Below are 1,651 nucleotides of genomic sequence, written 5' to 3'. Positions count from 1 at the left end.
ATTCTTTATGCCTTACGCGGACAGTGGCATTACGGTTCAGTGTGGTTGGGAGATGAAGAACGGGGGGCATTTATGGGCGTGCGAAACAGATTCATCTCCGGACATATAGAATATGAAGACCCGGATCTTCCCGATGACTTGTATAGGCGGATTTGTAAGGCATATTTAGCCCTTTGCACGCTGCCGTAAGAAGGACGGTGATATCATGTACATCATCCGATTACAAGGCGGTGACGAAACGGTACGCAAACGTCAGGAAGAGGCTTTAAACCGAGCTTTGGTCGGGCACGAGTATATTCGGGCGGAGACCCCGGAAGAGTTGCAAGACTTAACGGGGCGCTTAGCGGGGAGTGCGTGTTTGTTTGTCATAGCATTGGATGCAGGCGGTTATAATGAGGCATATAGAAAACTCGTTGCCGCATTATATAAAAACAAGACCTTGTTGGCAGGTGTTCGTGGCGGCATTCTTATTGACGGACCCGATGAATTATTTACTAAAAAGACGGCACGTGAGTTGTTATTTATAGCTAATCGTGCCGGTTGCACCTTTCCCGGTACCCCGCTTGTAGAAGGCACGGGATCATTATATAATTTTACTGTTCGCGCCCGCATCAGAAAAGTTTCCAAGAAAGAGGCCTATATACTTGCCGTTTGCGATTTGGTAGAAAAGCTGTCCGGCCCCTTACCGCAACAGCCTGAACCAACGAGGCTTCTTGTCGTGCATGCGAGCCGGCATTCTACATCAAACACCTTACTATTATGGGAAATGGTTAAAAAAAATTTGACGGCAGAGACGTGTGTAGAAGAAATCTCCCTCCTTGACGGGGAACTGATTGACTGTCGCGGGTGTGCTTACGAAATGTGTTTGCATTACGGGGAGCAGAGTGCCTGTTTTTACGGCGGGCATATGGTGGAATCCGTATATCCGGCTTTGAAACGATGCAATGCCCTTCTGCTCGTATGTCCCAATTATAATGATGCCGTGGGAGCTAATATGGCAGCCTTTTTTAATCGTCTGACGGCGTTGTTTCGTTCCGAATACGATAGTTTTGCGGCAAAGCGCGTGTATGCTATGGTTGTCTCCGGGTATAGCGGCGGGGACATTGTGGCCGAGCAAATCGCCTCAACCATGTGTCTTAACAAAAATTTCATGTTACCGCCGTATTTTGCCCTCGTTGAGACGGCACACGAACCGAAGAGCATTCTTGCGTGTGAAAAGATAGAAGAAAAGGCACGCCTAATGGCTTCTCATATAGAAGAAAAGTATAAATAGTGTTTGCAGGTACCCGTATTTGTATTATAATGTATTGGTATTAATTGTTATTAAGTAGCTATTAAGGGGTGGTACTCAATGAGATTTACAGATGACTTGAAGGCTCGCGTAAGCAAGGCACAGAAAAGAATCGTCTTGCCCGAAACTAACAGCCGTCGTGTATTGAAGGCAGCTGAACGCGTATTGGCGGACGGTTTTGCCAAAATTATCCTGATCGGTAGTGAAGAACAGATTCACAAAGATGCCGAAAAATTCCAAATTGCATTGGAAGGTGCTGAAATTATCGATCCGGCAACATATGGCCGTATGGACGAATTATGCGCTTATTTTGCAAAAAGACGTGAAAAAAAGGGCATGACACCGGAAAAAGCTCGTGAA

The 1,651-nt window shown here is 46.2% G+C and carries 2 protein-coding genes and 1 pseudogene; all 3 read left to right on the top strand.

All coding sequences use genetic code 11. From position 1 onward, the window contains the following. A pseudogene (locus PGX78_RS08100) lies at positions 1-189 on the top strand (lactate dehydrogenase); the annotation flags it as partial. A 16-nt stretch (positions 190-205) separates the two neighbouring features. Next, positions 206-1,273, top strand: a complete 1,068-nt coding sequence (locus PGX78_RS08095; RefSeq protein ID WP_270446419.1) for a flavodoxin family protein — start codon at positions 206-208, stop codon at positions 1,271-1,273. Positions 1,274-1,351: 78 nt separating this feature from the next. Further along, positions 1,352-1,651, top strand: a 300-nt coding sequence (locus PGX78_RS08090) for a phosphate acyltransferase (RefSeq protein ID WP_270446416.1), incomplete at its 3' end; no start/stop codon positions are given.

The organism is Megasphaera sp. AF13-6AC, from assembly GCF_027685385.1.
GTDB lineage: Bacteria > Bacillota > Negativicutes > Veillonellales > Megasphaeraceae > Megasphaera > Megasphaera micronuciformis.
Note: the sequence above shows the minus strand (reverse complement) of the source record. Positions and strands in the feature narration are given on the sequence as shown.

Excerpts from the sequence above, each read along its gene's own strand:
- PGX78_RS08095 (WP_270446419.1), top strand. The coding sequence starts at position 206 with ATGTACATCATCCGATTACAAGGCGGTGACGAAACGGTACGCAAACGT.